Here is a 19,043-nt window from a genome sequence, read left to right on the forward strand (position 1 = left end):
GGTAAATTGAGGTTCTTTCCTCGCGTGATATTAGGTTCTTATGGCTAGCAAACTTTAATATTTAGGCGATTTTTTATTTTTTTACCGTTTTGGATACTGCGCCGCCTTTGGCGGCATCACGCTTAGGTTTCCTGAGGGATTATTAACAGCTTTAAAATATCCATCAGCCTTTTAGCTTCGGCCAAAATATTGCCCTGGCGGTGGTAAATCCTTATTCCGTCGCCGTTGGGTGCCGGCAGGAACATTATATTTTGGCGGAAGCTTTCCAAAAGTTTAGTTATGGAACTTTCGGGTATTTTAAAAGTTCTGGTAAAGTAAAACTCGGTAAAGCCTTCGCCGCCTTCTATATGGCGTATATTTATCTTTCCGGCGTCCATGGAAAGCTGCATAACTTCAATTAAGTTAAGCAGCTCCTCAGGGGCTTTGCCGGCCATATTTTCAAGCTTGGCCAAAAGCAGTTTTTTGCCTTCATAGTCCGAGGCCATCAATTCTTTATAATATCTTAAGCGTTCATTGTCGGAAGGCAGATAATCCGGCGGTATATAGGCCGGCACTTTAAGGTTGGTTGTCGCGTAAAGAGTTCTGACAACCGGCACTCCTTTAAGCTTTTTGACTTCGTTTGCGACCAAATCGCAATATAAAGAAAGGCCGACTTCGTTTACGTATCCGTGCTGGCGTACTCCTAAAAGTTCACCGCCGCCGCGTATTTCCAAATCGCGCAGGGCCAGTTTAAAGCCGCTGCCCAGTTCGCTGAATTCCATTATTGCGCTGAGGCGTTTTCTTGCTTCTTCGTTGACGTCCTTTTTCTTTTTGGCGATTTTCCCGAAAAAGCTATCTACGGAATATTCAACTTCTTCCTGTTTTTTCTTAAGCAGCCATGCGGGATGCAGCAGATAGCAATAAGCCTTGCTGGAAGAACGCCCTATCCTGCCGCGCAGCTGATAAAGCTGGGCGAGGCCGAAATCCTGAGCGTTTTCGATAATCAAAGTATTTGCGTTGGTAACGTCCAAGCCGGATTCTATTATGGTTGAGGCCAAAAGGACGTCATAGCGTTTATTGTAAAAATCCCAAAGGGTATTTTCCAGGGTGCGTTCGTCAAGCTGGCCGTGCGCTGCGCAGAATTTAACTTCCGGCAGGAGTTTTTGCAGATAAGCCAGTTTTTCCTGCATGGTTTCCACTTTGTTATAAAGGTAGAACACTTGGCCGCCGCGCGCGATTTCGTCGCGTATAGCCGTGCTTACGATATCGTCCCCGTAAGGCAGAACCCTTGTCTTTATTGTCATTCTGCCGGGCGGCGGCGTTTGTATTATTGACATCTCCCTTAAGCTTGAAAGGGACTGGTTTAAAGTTCTTGGTATAGGCGTGGCGGAAAGCATAAGGGTGTGCACGCCCAGTGATTTGGCTTTGATTTTTTCCTTCTGTTTTACTCCGAAGCGGTGCTCTTCGTCGATAATGCAAAGGCCTAGGTTCTTAAAATCCACGTCCTTGGAAAGCAGCCTGTGCGTACCTATCGCTATATCCGTTACGCCTTTTTTTATTTTGCTTACGATATCCTTTTGCTCTTTTTTTGTTTGGAAGCGGCATAATAATTCTATTGAAACGGGGAACGCCGCCATACGCTGAGTAAAGGTTTTGTAGTGCTGTGCGGCCAATACCGTGGTAGGGACCAAAACAAGCACCTGCGTGCCGCTTAAAGCCGCCCTTAAAGCCGCGCGCATGGCCACTTCCGTTTTGCCGAAGCCGACGTCGCCGATAAGCACTCTGTCCATAGGGCGGGATTGGGTTAAATCGGTTAAAATTTCTTCTATGGCTTTGGTCTGATCGGGCGTTTGTTCGTAAGGGAAGGAATCGGCGAATTCCCGTTCAAGCCTGTCGTCGCCGAAAAGTTCCTGCGCTTTATTGGAGCGGCGCAGGGCTTCAAGGCGCAAAATTTCTTTGGCGGTTTTTTGGGCGTCTTCTTTTACTCTTTTCTTTACTTCGCGCCAAGCGTTCCCGCTGAGGGAAGATATCCTCGGCGCTTTGCCTTTCAGCCCTATGTATTTTTGTATTTTCCTGAAATCGCTTACGGGTATATAAAGCTTTTCCCCGCGTTTATATTCTATTATCAGGCAGTCCACGGGCAGGCCGTCGTTTATAAGGGTTTTCATACCTTGGTAACGCCCTATGCCGTGTTCTTGGTGGACTATATAATCGCCGGTTTCAAGCTCTTTGAAGCGTACATGCTTGGCTTGGTTTGAATCGAATTTTTTTATTAAAGAAGAACCCCTGTAAGTTCTGTTAAGCACTTGCGTGGAAGTGTAAAACGCGAATTTTTCTTTGGGGCTGTAAAAACCTTCTCTTAAAGGCGCGATAAGCAATGGTATGCGTTTTAAAGCTTCATAATCGGCGAAGACTTCCTGCAGTCTTTGCAGTTCGCCCATGTTAAGGCAGTATAATTTTAATTGATATCCCTCTTTAAGCTGTTTGGCGGCTTCCGCGTCAAAAAGTTTAAAATCGGCGTTGAAAGAAGGGTTCTGTTTAAGGCCGCAGTCGATAAAATCTTCCGCCGGCAAATTATAAAAAGCCGTTTGCGCCCCCGGCATAAGCGGCAGAGCTTGCTCCGGCGGATTATATAAGAAAATTTCAAAATCTTTTGTCCAGTTCGCCAAGTTTGAGGCGTTGTTTTCAAACGTCAAAGGTGAAACGACGTATTCTTCAAGATTTTCTTTTGTGTTTTGCGTTTCAATATCAAACAAAGAAACGGTGCTTATCATGTTCCCGCTGAAGTATATTCTGCACGGCGCGTCATAGTTGGGGCTGAAAATATCCACTACTGAACCCCTGACGGCGTATTGGCCTGATTTTTCGGTAAAGTCGGCGCGTTCGTAGCCGCAGTTTTCGAGTTTAAAGAGCAGCTCTCCGCGCGTCATGCTTTGCGCTATTTTGATTGTTATTGTCTTTTGGGCGAAATCTTTTCTGCCGGGCAGAGCCTTCGCGCAAACGGAATACAAGGCGGCGGCCGTTATAGGTTTTTTCGAAGATAAAAACTCATACAGGCCCGCACTTATGGAATATTTGTCCTCGCCTATCATGGCAAAGGCGCGTTCTTGTTCTTTGGCGAAAGTTTTAAACGCAAGAACGAAATCTTCCATTTCCTGCTCGTCGCGGCAGACGAACAGAATATTCGCTTTTGTGCGCTCTGTTTTAATGGTTTCTTCCGCCGCCAAAAAAGCCGCGGAGGAAATATTGGGTAAAAGAATATTTTTTATCGCCATATATAAATGTAAAGCGCCCTTTTAGGACATCAGGGCGCTTTTACGGAAAGTAAATTTAGAACGAGCTCGGCTCAGTGCCTTTTTTAAACGCTTCCAGGAATTTATTTCTGTCGCCGGGTAAAGCCAATTTGCCCGTTTCGGGATTGACCGCCGCGAAGGAAATCCCGTCCGGTACGTGGAAATCCGCCGCGGGTTCGTCTTTTAAAACTTCCTGCATTATGGCGGTCCACCAAGGGGCCACCGCGCCGCCGCCGGTCCAGCGTCCTTTTTCCTGGGCGGTATCGTCGTCATAGCCCATCCAGGCTCCGGCCGCGATATTGGGCGTCATGCCTATAAACCAAGCGTCCCTGTAACTTTGCGAAGTCCCCGTTTTGCCGGCTATGGGCTTCTTTATAGCCCTTGCCGCGCCGCCGGTTCCGCGCTTCACCACGCCTTTCATCATATTGATGAGAATAAAAGAATCCTGCGGTGAGAATGCTTCCCTCTCGTTGGGGATATGCTGCTCCAAAACGCGTCCGTTTTGGTCTTCCACACGCTCTATGGCGTATTCTTCAACGTATATGCCGTTATTTGCGAAGGTGCTCATCGCGCTGACAAGCTCGTCCAAGCTTACCACCGATACGCCCAAAGCCAAAGCCGGGGCATTGGGCAGAGCCGATTTTATCCCCGCGCGCCTTGCCGCGTTTATGGTGTTTTTAACGCCTACGGCGTCTATCAAGTTGACGGCTACCAAGTTTCTGGAAAGTTCCAAAGCTCTCCTTAATGTGGAGAACCCGGAAGAGCTTCCGCCGATATTTCTGGGGGCCCAAACGTCAAAATCCTTGCTGTACATAAAAGGCTGTGCCGCAAGCTGGAGTGAATACTGATCTTTGGCTTCGTCGAATACTCTCCAGTTGTTGCCGTCATAATAAAAGACCATTTCCAAATCTTTTATCATGGTGGAAGGCGTATAGCCTTTTTCCAAAGCGGCCATCCAAACGAAAGGCTTGAAAGAAGATCCCGGTTGGCGTTTTGCCTGCGTTGCCCTGTTAAAGCGGGATTCTTCATAGTTTCTTCCGCCTATCATTATCCTTATTGCGCCGGTTTTAACGTCGCGCGCAAAAAACGCGCCCTGAAGCTGGGGATATTCTTTCTGTTCGGGCTTTTCTTCTGCCGATGAGGCTTCTTCTTCCTCCGGCAAGGCTTCGGAAGCGATGGAATCATCCACTATTTCTATGCCCAAATCCTTGGCCAAGCGGACGTCGTAATCATGCAGGCGTTCGTTCATTATCTGCTCGGCCAAAGCCTGCTTTTCTATGTCTATAGTGGTGTAAATATTAAGCCCGCCCTTCCAAAATGTATCCATGCCGTATTTAGGTTCCAAAATGCGCCTTATGTATTCTATGAAGTAAAGCCCTGGTTTGTCGGCGGCCTGTTTCTTTTCCGGCAGGGGTTCTTCTTTGGCGGCTTTGGCTTCTTCCGGCGTAATAAAACCCATTTCCTGCATGGAGTTTAAGACCAAAGCCCTTCTCTGTTTGGCGGTTTCCGGATGAGCGAAGGGATTATATCTGCTGGGCAAAGGTATTACGCCCACAAGCATTGCGCTTTCGCCCAAAGTAAGTTCGCTTAAATCTTTGTTGAAGTATTTTTTCGCCGCGGCTTTAACGCCGTAGGCGCCTTCGCCGAAGTAAATCTCGTTAAGATACATTTGCAGTATTTCCTGCTTGCTGAAAGCGCGTTCTATTTGGACCGAGAGGAAAATTTCCCTTACCTTCCTGATAATCTTTTTCTCTTTCGTCAAAAATACGCCTCTGGAAAGCTGCTGCGTTACTGTCGATCCGCCCTGCGCGGCCTTGCCCAAAACGATGTCGTTTACCAAAGCCCTGACTATGCCTTTTAAGGAGAAACCCGCGTGTTTGAAAAAGTTTCTGTCTTCCATGGAAATTACGGCGTTTTGTATGTCCACCGGGATTTCGTCCAGCGGAACGAGCTGGCGTTTTTCCACGGAAAATTCATAAATAAGATTATTGTTTTTGTCAAAAACTTTAGTGGTTAAAGAGGGGGAATATTCTTCAAGTTCGTAAACCGGCGGTATGCCGGAAACTATATAATACGTCAAAGCCGCGCAGACAAATATGCCCAAAGTTGCGGCAAAGACGAAAGAAAATATAAAAAATTTTGATTTAAGTATATTCATTATTAAATTATATCAATTTATCATTAGTATAAAAATACGGCGGAAAATTAGTAGAATAATAATATGACTGTCTATAAGAAGAAAGATTCTTTGTGCTGCATTATGGGCAAAAAAGAGCTGTGCCGTTCCGGCGCGGCGGATGTTTCGTTTAAGGCCGGTAACAGCTCTTCAGCCGCGAAGTATACCTGCCTTTACCTTTTGGACAAAAGCAACAAATGCGCTTTTATCTACGGCTGCGGCGAAGAATTCCCCAAAGATTTTAAAGAACAAATTACAAAAAGCGGAGTCCACGTAGATTCCCACAAAAAAGCTTTTGACAACCATAAAATTTCTTATGAATGGTTCTTGGACGAGAACGGCCGAACTCCCGGCCTTTACAAAACTTTGCTGGTGCCTTTTACCAAAGAAGACGGCGCGGTTGATAAAGTGCTGGGAATAGTAAGGAAGGTGGACGCGGATAATTTTTTGGACAAAGTTTCTTACTCCGTGGCCGAAAGCGAAGCGCCAAGCATTGTCAGCCTGCTTCTTAACGGCAGGGAAGAAGAAAAACGCAAAATAGCGTCTTTGCTTCATGACGAAATAGGCACGGCCGCGGTTGCAATTAATTCCCTTTTGGCTATACTTAAAGAGGACATAAAAGACGGAAACGCCGCCCAAGCTTTGGCCGACGCCGATAAATTGCAAAGGGCTGTGGCCGGTTCCATGGACAGAATGAAAAAGGCGGTCGTCAATCTGCGTCCTCCGCAAATAGACGACGTCGGGCTTGACGCCGCGGTAAGGCATTTTGTCGATACGCTTTCCGCTTCCGTGCCGCTTAAGATTGATTATAAGTATAAAATAAAAGACGGGGTGCAAATATCAGACGGGGTAAAAATTATCATATTCAGAACGGTGCAGGAAGCTTTAAACAATGTTATAAAACATGCGGATGCGAAAACCGCCAAAATCAGAATCGCAAAAGAAGCCGATAATATAATTTTGACCGTGGAAGACGACGGCATCGGCTATAAAGAAGAAAAAAGCAGAACCGCGAATAAACTGGGGATACTTGGTATGAAGGAAAACGTTTCCTACATAGGCGGGACGATAAGCATTGAAGGAAAGCCAGGCAAGGGGACTAAAATAAAAGTCGTCTGCCCGATAATTTCTTATAAGAGGGTTGTATGATAAAAATAGCAATGGCCGATGATCACATGATAGTGCGCGACGGGATAAAAGCCGTGCTTGAACGCAAAAGCAAAGACATGAAGATTGTGGGGGATTTCTCCAACGGGAAAGAACTTTTGGAATTTGCGCAGGAAAAAGGCGCCGACGTTTATATAGTTGATATATCAATGCCTGTTTTAAACGGTATTGAAACAACTTACAAATTGATGAAAGCCCGGCCCGGGGCCAAAGTTATCGTGCTTAGTATGTACGACGACAGAATTACCGTAGAAAAATCCATTAAGGCCGGCGCGAAGGGGTTTGTGGTAAAAGTTTCCGACGCGGACGAAATTTTAAACGCCGTAAGAATCGTAAACGAGGGCAAAATGTTTTTATCGCAGGGCGTCAGCCGGTATTTTGAAAACGGCCTGCCCGGCGGCAAGGTTTCCAAGGCCAAACGCAAAAACCAGCTTACGCCCAAGGAAAAGGAAATTCTCCAGCTTATAGCGGAGGGCTTCAGCAGCAAAAGAATGGCCGAAGAGTACGGCCTTTCCGTAAATACGATACACGTGCACAGAAACAATATCATGCGTAAGCTGAATATACATAAACAGGCGGATTTGATAAGATACGCCATTAAAGAAGGCATCGCACATATTTAATTATGAGAATAATCGCAGGCACGGCCAGAGGCCGCAAAATATTTTCGGTATCAAAGAATCTGCCGGTAAAACCGATATCGGACAGGATAAAACAATCCGTCTTTGATATCATTCGTCCGCGCATAACGGGCGCAATTATGCTGGATTTGTTTTCCGGCACGGGCAATGTTTCTTTGGAGGCGCTTTCGCGCGGAGCTTTAAAGACGGTTATGGTGGACAGAGAACCCGCCTGTCTTAAAGCGCAAAGGCGCAATTTGGAACATTTGGGCTTTACCGAACGCGCCAAATCTTTGAAAGGCGATCTGCTGGCAAAAGATTTGAACTGGCTTTACGCTTACAGCGAGGGCGAGGGATACGACATAATTTTTATGGGCCCTCCTTACAGGGACATTAACAATAAGCCCCTTTGCTTTTCCGGCCCGGTTTTGGCGAAAGTCGCGCAAGCCAAACTCTTGGCCGAAGACGGCATAATTATTTTACAGCATCACAAAACGGAAACTTTCGACGTACCAGATTCCCTGGAAGTTTACAGGGTAGAAAAATACGGCGATACTTTAGTCCATTTCCTGAGAAATAAAAAATGATACCCAATAACCCGAGGGAACTTAATTATTCCAAAGTAAAAACCTACAGGGACTGCCCCTACCTCTTTAAACTTAAATACGTTGAGGGCAGAAGGGAAGGCTTGATACCGGCTACGTCGCTGGGGGTGTCCATACACCGCACTTTGGAAGCCTACCACGCCCAAAGCAATGACCCGAGCGAGCTTCAAAGATATTATAACCGCTGCTGGCTGGGCGCGGGGTATTCTTCCGCCGCGGAGCAAATGGAATATTACCTAAAGGGCAAGCGTATGCTGGAAGTCTATGAAGAAAAAGAATATTTCCGCAACAGCACCGTAAACTCCACGGAAAGGGAATTTATTTTTGAACAGGACGGCTGGTCCTTCCGCGGCAAAATAGACCGCATCGACCGCCTGCCCGACGGCAGCTGGGAAGTTATAGATTACAAAACGGACGCCGTTTTAAACGAAAATTTTGACATAAAAGACTCCCTTCAGCTGGGAATATACAGCATAGGCGCGCGCCGCGCTTGGAATATGCAAAAGGGTAAAGCCACCATATACTTTGTGGCTTTGGATAAAAAGATTTCGGCGGATTTTTCCACTTTTGAGGAGCGGCAAATCCTTGATACTTTCATTTCCGCCGGGGAAAGCATTGAAGCGGGGGAATTCGCCCCGAACACCAATCATTGCGTTTACTGCCTTATGAATAACCGCTGCCCTTTCAGCAGCGTAAAACAGGAGGATAAAAAGTGAAATTCCTTTCCGGGCTCATTATAGGCGTTCTGCTCTGCGCCGCCATATTCGCCGTAGGCGGTTATTATGTTTTTAACGGTATGAAAGATTTTCAGCCGGCAAACACGCCGCAAGTTTCCCGGGCCCTAGAAGAAGATGACTCCTCCGCCCGGCTTAACGCCGCTTTGAACGCTTTTAACAAAGCCTCTTCCCCGGAAGATATGCTTGCGAGCTTGGATAAAATAATAGCTTTGCGCCCCGGCGAGCCCGAGGCCTATTCCGCCAAAGCGGCCGTTTTAATGCAAAAGGGAGATTACCGCGCGGCGCTGGAAAATTATAATAAAGCTTTGTCCTTAAATCCCGACTCCGCCGAACTTTATATGGGCAGGGCTTCCGCTCTTTTAATGCTGGGCGACTATGCCGGCGCAAATAAAGATTTAAGTTCGGCCATAGCCATTAACCCCGCTTTGGCCGAAGCCTATTACAACAGGGGCGTCAGCAATGTAAATTTGGCGCGTTTCAATCCGGCGATGAGCGATTTTGCCCAAGCCGGCAAACTTTTTTCCGCTTCAGGCAACAGGGCGGGATATATGCAGTCTTCCCAAGCTTTCAATTTGCTTAAAAAACAAAGCGCCGGGATTAAGAAAAACAAATCCGCTTCCAAAGCCGCAGCGGCCAAAGCGGCGGCGGAACTGAAACCGAGCGTTTCCCCCGCTGATGCGGCTTCCGCGGCCAAGTTTAAGAGTGAAATCGTAAGAAGCTTGGGCGGGCTTTCGTCTTCTTTAAAAAACGGCGATAAAAAAGCCATGCTGCAAAAATTTAAACAGGCTTCCGCCGGGCTTACATCTGGGGAAGTCAATACCGGCGATTTTAACGCTTTTGCCGCGGCGGCTTCACAGAAGGCCTCCGGCAAAGCTTCCTCCGCCAAAAAGAACCTTTTGGATTATACTTCCGACGCCAAAGCCAAAATGGCTAAAGGCGATTATGCCGGCGCGGCGGCGGACTTGGATAAAGCCATTGAACTTTCCTCCAATCCTTCCGATTTATACGCTCAGCGCGCGGCGGCGAATTTGCAAAATAAAAACTATAAAGCCGCTTTTGAAGATTATTCAAAAGCGATAGAAGCCGATAAAAACAATGCGTCGGCTTACCTTAACCGTGCGCGTCTGCGCGCTTCTATGGGCGATAACAAAGGCGCGGCGCAGGATGCGGCCGCCGCAAAAGCTTTGTATCAGGAACAAGGCAATAAAGAAGGCGCGACCCAAGCGCAGAATATGGCCAATTTGGCGAGCGGAAAAGGCTTGCAGGAGCGCAGCGTCCGCGACGGCGTGGCCGAAGCTTTGTTTAAGGACGCCTCAAACGCTTACGCCAGCGGGAACTATCAGGAATCTTTAGATAAATTTAACGAATTGGCGCAAAGGCAGCCCGACGTGCCCGAAGTTTACTATAACCGCGCCATAGCCAACGCCGCTTTGGGCGATAAAGACGCGGCTTTGCGCGACTATCGGAGGACGATAGCCATGAATCCAAATCTCCCCGACGCCCATATCGGTGCGGCTTCAATACTTATGGAACAGGGCAAAAACGGCGAAGCGCAAAAAGAAATATCCGCCGCTTTAAGCTTGAACCCCAATTTGCCCGCCGCTTATAAAATGCGCGGGACGCAAAGCCTGCAAAGCGGGAATCCTTCCAAAGCCGTGGCGGATTTTACCAAAGCCATAGAGCTTGACGGCAATGACGGCGCAAGCTACTTTTCCAGAGGTTTGGGCTATGCCCAGCAGGGGGATTTCAACAATGCGAGGGAAGATTTCGCAAATGCCAATTCTTTGGCGGCGGAGCAAGGCAATCAGCCTTTGTTGGATGAAATCGTAAAATACCAAAATATGCTGGAAGAAGCCGCTAAACAACAAAAATAAAACCGAAGTTGTTTTTGTATTGTTTTGCTTTTTTCTCCGTTTGCTTGGCTAAACGGCGTTAAAAAGATAAAATGTATTAAATGACAGAAGAGCTTTTTACTGAATTTTCAGCTTCCAGAACGCCCGGCCCAAAAGATTTCCCAGCGGGAAAGATGTTTATTCTTATCCAAGATCCTTTCGGTCTTTGGTGTTCTTTCCATGTTTCCAAAACCGAGGCGGTGGAAGAACCGAACCTTTACGAACATTTGCGCGGCAAAACCGATAGAAACAACCGCGATCATTGGATACACGAACACTGCAAAACCGTAACCGCGATATCCGGCGGGAACGAAACGGAAAAATTTAAAAAAACTCTTGAAGCCATGGCGCGCGGCGATGACGGAATTATCGGCGCGGTTTTGCTGGATTTGCGTAAAGAAGACGGCGTATACGGCAGCGTTAATCTTCTGTTTAAAGTAAATGAGGGTAAAAGCGTTTTCGGCGATTATCATTACAAAATAGTGCAGTTGAAACGCGCCGGCGAACTTAAAGAACATTACGCCATGCAAACCTCTTTAATGAATAAAATTTTGGCCGACGTTCAGGGCTGTAATCCGGGTTCGGCTTTGTTTATTCTTAAAAGTAAAGATCAGGAATTGGACTGCATTAAAGCTCTTCCCCGCGCGGAAGAATATGTAAGCCAATGGCGCGCGATAAGGGAAAACACTTTGCTGCCGGAGGCCAAAAAACCGCCCAAGGCCGCGCTTGCGCCGTGGCGCGTTTACGCCAATAAATATGTTTTCGCCGCTAAAGATTTGGTGCTGTTTCCGCATTTAAACGCGCAGATGCGCAAAACTTTAAAAGAAGCCGGCCTTAATACTTATGAGGATGTTTATCTGGCCGGGCTTGATAAAATAAAAGAGATTTTAAAAGAGCCTTTGGCCTCGGAAGCTTTGGCCGTTGAAACTTACGCCCACGCTTTGGCCTACCATAAGAATATGCCGGTTATAAGGGAGCCCTCCTTTTGGCCGCCGGAACATAAAAAACGCAATTTGTATTTTGATTTCGAAGCCACCGAAACTTTTACTGCGGATAGTATCTCTTTCGTCTATTTAATAGGCGTTTGGGATAAAGAGGAAGATAAATTCGTTTACTTCGTTGCGAAGACCGAAGCAGAGGAAGAAATAATCTTTAAGCAATTTGCCGATTATTTGGGAAGTGAGGAAAGCGCCGCGCTTTATCATTGGACGGAATACGAAGTCAAAAAAATGCGCTCTCTCTGCGAGAAATATCCCAAAATAAAACCGGATTTGGAAAAGCTTATCTCCCATTGTACGGATTTGAAAGTAACTGTTGAAAAATCTTTTTATCTGCCTGCGCCGAGCCTTTCTTTAAAGGCGGCCGCGCCGGCTTTCGGTTTTAACTGGCGTCAGGACGACTGCGGTGCCATGGACAGTATGGTCTATTTTACCAATTGGCTTAAAACTGGGGAATTTGCCCAGCTTGAAAAAGTTTTAATGTACAATGAAGACGACTGCAAAGCCATGCTGTATATGGAAAATTATCTTAAAGAACACGAGGCTCTTTCATTATGAAAAAGGAATACGCCGTTCTTATTGAAGCCGTAACCAAAGCCGCTGCGCTGGCAAAAAAGCGTATAGGCAAAGTAAGTTATGAACTTAAGGGCAAAAGCAACTTGGTTACCCAGGCGGATATAGCCTGCCAAAAAAAGATTGTCGAAATAATTTCAAAAGCTTTCCCGGAACACGGCTTTTTGGCGGAAGAGAGTCAATCCGGCATTAAAAAAGACGGGCGTTATCTTTGGGTTATAGATCCTATCGACGGCACCACCAATTACGCCCACACTTTTGCCCACAGCGCGGTATCGGTGGCTTTGACGGACGGCGGACGTCCCGTTATGGGCGCGATTATGGATATTTTTAAGGGAGAGTTATTTACCGCCGTAAAGGGCAAGGGCGCGCATTTAAACGGAAAGAAAATCCGCGTTTCCGGCACCCCTAAGCTTCAGGACAGCCTGCTTATAACCGGCTTTCCTTATGACAGAACCCCCATAAAAAAAGTGCATGTACCGATATTCACGGATTTCTTGTTTAACTGCCATGACGTAAGGCGCACGGGCTCGGCGGCTTTGGACTGCTGCTGGATAGCCTGCGGGCGCGCCGACGGTTATTGGGAATTTTCCATTAACCCCTGGGATTGCTGCGCCGGAACTTTAATAGTTCAGGAAGCGGGCGGAAAAGTTACGGATTTTAAAGGAAAAGCTTTTTCGAAGCTTGAAAAATACGGTGCGGAGTTTTTGGCCAGTAACGGCAAAATTCATAAAGAGATGCTCGGAATTATAAACAAAACATTGGGGAGCTTATGAAAATTTGCAAAGCAAATCAATACAGCGTGTTTTTAATCAACGAACCCGGCGCTTTGGAAAAATTCGCCACGATGCTTTATTCTTCCGGCTTGGATATTTCCGGCCTTTCCTCGGAAGTGCGCTATGAGGCTGCCGTCGTTAAATTCGTTTTGAGCGACGAACAGCGCGAAAGCCACGAAGTGCTTAATATTATGACGCGCGGCGGGTACACGGCGGTAAAAACCGAGGCTATATGCGTTGAGGTTGAAAGCCGCCCGGGCGTTATGGCGGATTTGGGCAAAGTGCTTTGCCGCAATAATATCAATATAACCACTATATTCGGCAGCGCGTTTGAAGGTTCCCCCAGCAGGATTTATCTGGTGGTGGAAGATATAGACAAAACTTTAAAAGTTTTAAATAAGGAATTTAATAATTAAAGCGCGGATTTTTAGGCGCGCGGGTTTAAATCTGTGCGTCAAAACCGGCCTTTAATATGCTAATATATGTATATGCCGACACCGACAATAATTATCAGTTTATCAGGATTTCTGCTCTGTTTGGTTTTGCTGTTTTATTTTATCGCAAAATACAGAGCCTGCGGCCCTAAAGAACAGGAAGACGATTTGGATCTTTTAGACGGGGTTTCTTCCGCCGCGGCGGCAGCCGCCCAGGACGCCAGACGTTTATTTGCCAAAGGCGGAAGCGTCAATGCGCGCGAAGCCGCGGAAATTAAAGAGAAGCTTAAAGAACTTCATTACCGCATAGAAGAAATAAAATTGATAGAAGAAAAACGCAATTTGGAACTTTCCAAAGCGGTGGCTAAAATAGAACAGCGCATAAACACATTTGAAAACGAATACGTCAATAAATTGCAGCCTACGCTTTACAGCCTGATTAACGAATTGGAGCATATCCAGCCGCACAAAGCGGAATAAACGGTAAAATTAATTTGGCATTTATAAAAAAAGCGCTTCTTTTGAAGCGCTTTTTTATTATTGATTAAACCTTAAACTACCACTTTTTGGAAAGTTCGTCCAATTGTTTTTTTGCTTCCGCTTTTTCCGCGGCGGGCAGCAGATCGATAAAAACTCTTCCGTTGAGGTGGTCGATTTCATGCTGCATGATAATGGCTAAAAAGCCGTCGGCTTTAACTTCTACGGGCATACCCTTTTCGTTAATGTATTTTACGTGGATTTTTTGCGCCCTTTTTACCTTTATGTCCAGCCCCGGGAAGGAAAGGCATCCCTCATTGCTGTCCACCGAGCCTTCTTTGCGTGATATTTCCGGGTTGATAAGCACGTATCTTTTATACTTTTCGCCTTCTTCGTCCAAAGGATACATCACTACCGCTATTGAAAGGTCCAAACCCACTTGGGGCGCGGCCAAACCCACGCCGCCCATAGCCAAACAAGTCTGCGTCATATCATTAATGAGTTTCGGCAGTTTCTTTTCCATTAAATTAAAATTTATTCTGTTTGTTTTTTTGTTTAGGATTTCTTCGCCGTATTTATATATTTTCATTATGGCCATAATTAAAATTTGTAGGAAACTTCCCTACCCTCCCAAAGAATTCTCGCCGTCATCGGAATATGCGGCTGACCGTTTTGCAGCACTCCCCAAGCCATTACCAATCTTTCCATTTGGTCATGGGCCCCGTAAGAACCGGAAACGCCCATTACAATCTCCTTAACTTTCGCCGCTATCGCCGTTTGGCTTATGGCGTAAAACACTTCGTTGCTGTTTATTTCTATCGGGAAAACATGATGCCCGTATTTTTCGGCCGTTAAGATAATATTGGTAAAAAGTTCGTTTTCGTCAACGCTTCTGGCCATGCCGGTTTTGCCGATGCGCCAGTGCTCGACGGGTTTGACGTAAAGCACTATTACGTCCGTATCGTCGTCTTTCATTTCTTTAAGTATAGTATCCAAAGGATACATATTTTCAGGGTCGCGCATCGCCACAAGTATACGGCTTGAGCCTTCAAGATTGGCCAAAGCTTTTTCCAAAGAGTCGGCTTCTATATGGTTTAGCTTTTCTCTGTGGCCTTCTTCAAAAATATCATTGGCTTTTTGCGCGTTCATTCTTTCAGATACGTTAAATATCAAAAAGAAAAACGCCGCAAAGGAAATGCCGGTTACCGTGGCGATTTGCTTTGTTATCAAATTTGTCAGGGCCAAAGCGACCACCACCAGTACGACCAAAATGCCGCCGACGGGGATTAAATAATGATCGAATTTAAAATTCAAAGGCATTATAAATTCGCGTTTCTTTTCTCTCTCTTTAAAGCGCAGGACCACTATTGAAGAAAGTTCAAATACAAAGCTCCAAAGCACGCCGAAAGCGTAAGCCTGACCTATCAAATATAAGTTCCCGCGGGAGAATAGTATCACCAAAATTTGCATCATGCAAATCATGTTTATCATGTGGTACGTGGTGCCGTGTTTGGGGTGAATTTTGCGAAACCAGTCGGTAAGAATGCCGGTTTCGGCCATTCTGCTCATAAGGCCGTTTGCGCCTATTACGGAAGTGTTGACCGCACCGGAAAGCATAACCGCGCCTGCGGCCACTACGCAGGCCTGCAAAATAAGTTTAAGGAAAGTCGGCCCGCTTAAGCTCATGGCAAGGCCGGCCAAAAGATTATCCTGATATTTCCCAGCCATAAGATCTTCCGGTATAAGCAAAGCCGCCAGGAAAGTCAGCCCGCCGGTAAACACCAAAGCGAAGACGAATATTATCAAAGCCGCTTTTTTAAGGTTTTGTATTTTAGGGTATTCTATTTCCCTGAAAACCTGCGCCAGCGTTTCAATGCCGCTTAAAGCCAGCACGGAATGGCCCAAAGCCATAACTACGCCGAATACGCCTATATATTTAAGGAACGGAATATCCGCCGCCCACCCCAAAGAAACTTCGGTAAAATGCGGCGTTAAAGGGGGGAGTTTTACATTGTCTTTTATAAACAAAGTTATTATGGCCCAAACTACCAATACGGCGCATATCATTACGGAAAATTTTATAATGCGGGCGTTTTTATCGCTGGAGTCTTCAATCCCTTTTATGTTCTGCTGCCAAAAATATATCGTTACGCCTATGGCGAAAAGGATTGAAAATCCGTCCCCGTTTAAAGAAATTCCCGCATTGAAATATTCCAAGACGGAATTTATGAAGCCGACTATGTACTGCCCGGCGGAAATACCGCTGATAGGGCCCGTCAATAAAAAATCAAAAAGTATTGCGGCTGTGGCGGCTTTTGCGGCGTTTTCGCCCAATCCGGCCCTTACCACCGGGAATATGCCGCCCCTTGTAAACATGGAACAGGCTTCTATATACATCAGCAGTATCGGCCCGGCGAATATCATTATCGCCAAAATATACCAAGGGAAAGCGGGGCCTATGGCTTTCATAGCTATGCCGCCGGCGTAAAACGCGCTTGAACCGAAATCGCATAAAACAATGGCGGCGGCTTTCCAAAAAGTTATAAAAGTCAGCATGGCCGTAGTCATTACGACTACGCCTTTAAGTTTAAATTTGTTTGTTTGCCCTTGGGCGGGATCGGGATTCATAACTGTCAGAGTGAAAAACTTTTAAGCAGCAGGCGTTCGTCTTGCATTGCGCCAAGCTCTTTGATGAAATCCGGGTTAAACTTTTCCGCCAAAGCGGCCAAAAGTTTTAAATGGCTGGAGAAAAAAGCCGGCCCCGCCGGAGAAAGGAATAAAAACATGACTTTTACGTCAAGCCCGTAATCGTCTTTTATCGGGTTGGGAAGAACCGCCGCCGCGGCTTGGAAAGCTTCCAAATCTTCTATCCTTGCGTGCGGAATGCTCAGCCCGGTGTCAAGCGTGGTGCTTATACCCTGCTCTCTTTTTAATACGGAAGAGAGGACTTCTTCTTCGTTTAAATCAGGCAGTTCGGCACAAATGGAATGAACCAATTTTGCCACCAAATCCTTTTTGACGATATTTTCCCTTATAATGAATACTCTTTTCTCATTGAGTATTAAAGGGAGATTATTATTATGATTATCCATACCTAAAAATATATACTAACAAAAGGACGGCGGCTAGTCAAGCGGGGCGGAAGGCTCCGTCCGTCTAAAAGAAAACCGCGCCCGGTAAAAGGCGCGGTTTATAAAATTGCTTAATCGGCTTGCGGCTTTTCAAGCTTGGGCGGTTTTTTGTTTTCAACTTGGCTGGGTTTGAGTTCCATTTCGCTCAGTATTACGGAAGGGGCAACCAGCGCGTAAGAAGGCTGCCTAGAAGAATAATAATTAGTGAGCGTCAAATCATCCCCGGCGGCGGTTATATCCCTTAAAGCCCTGGTGGAAAGGGCCGGCATCTCAAAGCCGTGCGTAAGTGTTTCCTCCCCGGTTTTTGCGTCCACTTTATAAGCCGTTATATTGCCGCCGTCAAACCTGCGGATTATATAGCAGTAATCCAAGTTCTCTTTAAGGCAGTCCTGCATAAGGCGGGTTTTAAGTTCTTCTTTAGGCAAAGTTTTTTGCGGGAGGAAGAATAAATTGGAAGGCATAGCCTTTGCGTAGAGTTTGTTTTCAAAAAGCCCCAAACGCGCGTGTCCGTTGGTTTTGCCGGAGCTTCTTGTAGCGGGCAATTCGGTCAATTTGCCGTCTTTGACTATTTGGAGTTTTGAAGGCCTTACGCCCTCGTCGTCCACTTTATAAAATCCGGCCAGCTTCTTTCCTTTAAACGTTTCCGCTTCCGGGTCGTCTACGACGTTAAAATCAAAAGGCATTACTTTAAGGCCCTTTTTGCGGGCAAATTCGCCCATATTATAGTCTTTGTCGTTGTTTAAAGAAAGCGTTTTTTTGGTGTTTGTTATGTTATTGGCGAACAGATTTGCAAAAAGATAAGCTGCGGCCTGGTCTTCCAAGAGCACGGGGCCTATAAACGCTTCGCCTTTAGGGGAAAGGACCGCCGCCTGCATTTCCTCGGAGAAATCTTTCGCCGTTTTTATAAGTTCCTCTTTTGAAGGCAGTTCGTCTTGGCTTTTATAAGACAAACTCTTTGAAGCTTCAATCGGGAAGCCCTCCGGCGTATCGGCTTCGGCTCTGAGCGTTATAGTCAATGTGGAATCGTCTTTGACGTATTTCGCCCCTTCGCTTGAAAGGAAAAATACGGCTCTTTGCCCCGCCGCCGCGAAAACGGAAAACTTCTTTAAAGATTTTACGTCGCCCTGCTTTGACATTTCCTCCGCCAGTGAAATAAGATAATCTTTATCAAAAGGGGGGAACTCCGGCGAGGGAACGTCGGAAGATATTTCCGCCGCGCTGAAATCCGGGTTTTCCTGTTTTACCTGTTTTTTCTTTAAATAGGCCAGTTTTTTAGTGTATTGATCCAAAGCCTGTTTGTAAGCGTTGTCTGTTTGAAGCCAAAGAGCTCTTCTGATACTTTCGTAAGACATACTGGGCAGCTGGCCTTCGGCGGTGGAAATTACCGTGTTTTCAAAAAAGCTGCTGTCCGTTTTTTTATCGCCGGCGCGCAGCATTACGCTTATGCTTATATCCCCTTTTGATTCGTTTTCCACATACTTTTCGCCCATAAAAGCGCCTACGGCGAAAGAGTCCCCGGCGCTGACTTTATATGCGGCGTAATAAGGTTTTGCCATGCCTTTGGTTTTAAGATCTTTCATGGTGCGGGCCATTTCGTCCTGCATGGCTTTGAAGATTACTTCCCCGTTTTTGCTGACGTCAAAGGCGTTTGCTTCGACCAGCAAAAACAAAGCGGTTAAAAAGAGTAAAAGCTTTTTCATTATTTTTTGCCTCCTTTTTCTTTTTTAGCCTGCGGCGGCGTTAATATCGGCAGATTGTCGTAAGATTTCTGCACTTTTTCAACTTCCAGCTCCGATATCAATACGCTTGGGGCTATGGCCGATACCGGCACCCAGCCGGATTCCGCTCCGCAGGAACCGTTAAAAACGGCGTAATCGTCGGCCGCGGCTATTATTTTGTTAAAGCTGGTAAGCGGCGTGCCAACTATATCCGCCCCGCGGATAATTTCGTCGGGTCTGTCGTCTGGGAAAACTTTGTAAACAAGCAAAGGCTGAACTTTAAACGATTGCGGGTTCGAGGTGTCAATCATTGTAAATCCGCCGGAAATATCGTCTATTATAAGCCCGTACGGTTTGTTTTGTTTTTTGACTTCTTCTTTAAGCATTTGCTTTAAAGTGGGGAAATCGACCGTATGGGCGGCTTCAACCACGGTAATGCCCATTCTGGAAACCGGCCTGAACCTTAT

The 19,043-nt window shown here is 46.2% G+C and carries 15 protein-coding genes and 1 pseudogene; 9 read left to right on the forward strand and 7 right to left on the reverse strand.

Annotated elements, in window-relative coordinates:
- Window positions 1-122: 122 nt before the first annotated feature.
- Both ACQY26_RS06795 and ACQY26_RS06800 read right to left on the reverse strand, forming a co-directional pair.
- Complete coding sequence (locus ACQY26_RS06795; RefSeq protein WP_428048387.1) at window positions 123-3,254, reverse strand: DEAD/DEAH box helicase; 3,132 nt, start codon at window positions 3,252-3,254, stop codon at window positions 123-125.
- A 55-nt stretch (window positions 3,255-3,309) separates the two neighbouring features.
- On the reverse strand, window positions 3,310-5,430 hold the full coding sequence (locus tag ACQY26_RS06800) for a penicillin-binding protein 1A (protein ID WP_428048388.1): 2,121 nt from the start codon (window positions 5,428-5,430) through the stop codon (window positions 3,310-3,312).
- 63 nt (window positions 5,431-5,493) lie between these two features.
- On the opposite strand from ACQY26_RS06800, the gene ACQY26_RS06805 reads away from it, so the two are divergent.
- The 9 genes from ACQY26_RS06805 (at window position 5,494) to ACQY26_RS06845 (ending at window position 13,730) form a co-directional block, all read left to right on the forward strand.
- Window positions 5,494-6,597 (forward strand): sensor histidine kinase, encoded by a 1,104-nt coding sequence (locus ACQY26_RS06805; protein WP_428048389.1) that lies wholly within the window; start codon window positions 5,494-5,496, stop codon window positions 6,595-6,597.
- Complete coding sequence (locus tag ACQY26_RS06810) at window positions 6,594-7,238, forward strand: response regulator (RefSeq protein WP_428048390.1); 645 nt, start codon at window positions 6,594-6,596, stop codon at window positions 7,236-7,238. Before ACQY26_RS06805 ends, ACQY26_RS06810 begins: the two co-directional genes overlap by 4 nt.
- 2 nt (window positions 7,239-7,240) lie before the next feature.
- Window positions 7,241-7,822, forward strand: a complete 582-nt coding sequence (locus ACQY26_RS06815) for an RsmD family RNA methyltransferase (protein WP_428048391.1) — start codon at window positions 7,241-7,243, stop codon at window positions 7,820-7,822.
- Window positions 7,819-8,556, forward strand: coding sequence for a RecB family exonuclease (locus ACQY26_RS06820; RefSeq protein ID WP_428048392.1), 738 nt, complete (start codon window positions 7,819-7,821; stop codon window positions 8,554-8,556). The genes ACQY26_RS06815 and ACQY26_RS06820 overlap by 4 nt, the downstream gene beginning before the upstream one ends.
- Window positions 8,553-10,451, forward strand: a complete 1,899-nt coding sequence (locus ACQY26_RS06825) for a tetratricopeptide repeat protein (RefSeq protein WP_428048393.1) — start codon at window positions 8,553-8,555, stop codon at window positions 10,449-10,451. The genes ACQY26_RS06820 and ACQY26_RS06825 overlap by 4 nt, the downstream gene beginning before the upstream one ends.
- Before the next feature lie 80 nt (window positions 10,452-10,531).
- Complete coding sequence (locus ACQY26_RS06830) at window positions 10,532-12,025, forward strand: TM0106 family RecB-like putative nuclease (RefSeq protein ID WP_428048394.1); 1,494 nt, start codon at window positions 10,532-10,534, stop codon at window positions 12,023-12,025.
- Window positions 12,022-12,816 (forward strand): inositol monophosphatase family protein, encoded by a 795-nt coding sequence (locus ACQY26_RS06835; protein WP_428048395.1) that lies wholly within the window; start codon window positions 12,022-12,024, stop codon window positions 12,814-12,816. The genes ACQY26_RS06830 and ACQY26_RS06835 overlap by 4 nt, the downstream gene beginning before the upstream one ends.
- Window positions 12,813-13,232, forward strand: a complete 420-nt coding sequence (locus ACQY26_RS06840; protein ID WP_428048396.1) for a hypothetical protein — start codon at window positions 12,813-12,815, stop codon at window positions 13,230-13,232. Before ACQY26_RS06835 ends, ACQY26_RS06840 begins: the two co-directional genes overlap by 4 nt.
- A 72-nt stretch (window positions 13,233-13,304) precedes the next feature.
- Window positions 13,305-13,730, forward strand: coding sequence for a hypothetical protein (locus ACQY26_RS06845; RefSeq protein WP_428048397.1), 426 nt, complete (start codon window positions 13,305-13,307; stop codon window positions 13,728-13,730).
- 76 nt (window positions 13,731-13,806) lie between these two features.
- On the opposite strand, the gene def is transcribed toward ACQY26_RS06845, so the two are convergent.
- The 5 genes and pseudogenes from def to ACQY26_RS06870 form a co-directional block, all read right to left on the reverse strand.
- Window positions 13,807-14,325: a peptide deformylase gene (gene def, locus ACQY26_RS06850; protein ID WP_428048398.1), complete on the reverse strand. Its 519-nt coding sequence runs from the start codon at window positions 14,323-14,325 to the stop codon at window positions 13,807-13,809.
- Between the two features lie 2 nt (window positions 14,326-14,327).
- Window positions 14,328-16,355: an APC family permease gene (locus ACQY26_RS06855; RefSeq protein ID WP_428048399.1), complete on the reverse strand. Its 2,028-nt coding sequence runs from the start codon at window positions 16,353-16,355 to the stop codon at window positions 14,328-14,330.
- Window positions 16,356-16,360: 5 nt separating this feature from the next.
- Window positions 16,361-16,819, reverse strand: coding sequence for a PTS sugar transporter subunit IIA (locus ACQY26_RS06860; protein ID WP_428048400.1), 459 nt, complete (start codon window positions 16,817-16,819; stop codon window positions 16,361-16,363).
- Window positions 16,820-16,929: 110 nt separating this feature from the next.
- Window positions 16,930-18,558, reverse strand: coding sequence for a metallopeptidase TldD-related protein (locus tag ACQY26_RS06865; RefSeq protein ID WP_428048401.1), 1,629 nt, complete (start codon window positions 18,556-18,558; stop codon window positions 16,930-16,932).
- Window positions 18,558-19,043, reverse strand: a pseudogene (locus ACQY26_RS06870) (peptidase U62); the annotation flags it as partial. The pseudogene ACQY26_RS06870 and the gene ACQY26_RS06865, both read right to left, overlap by 1 nt.

Origin of the sequence: Candidatus Proelusimicrobium excrementi (assembly GCF_937881865.1) — a bacterium.
GTDB lineage: Bacteria > Elusimicrobiota > Elusimicrobia > Elusimicrobiales > Elusimicrobiaceae > Proelusimicrobium > Proelusimicrobium excrementi.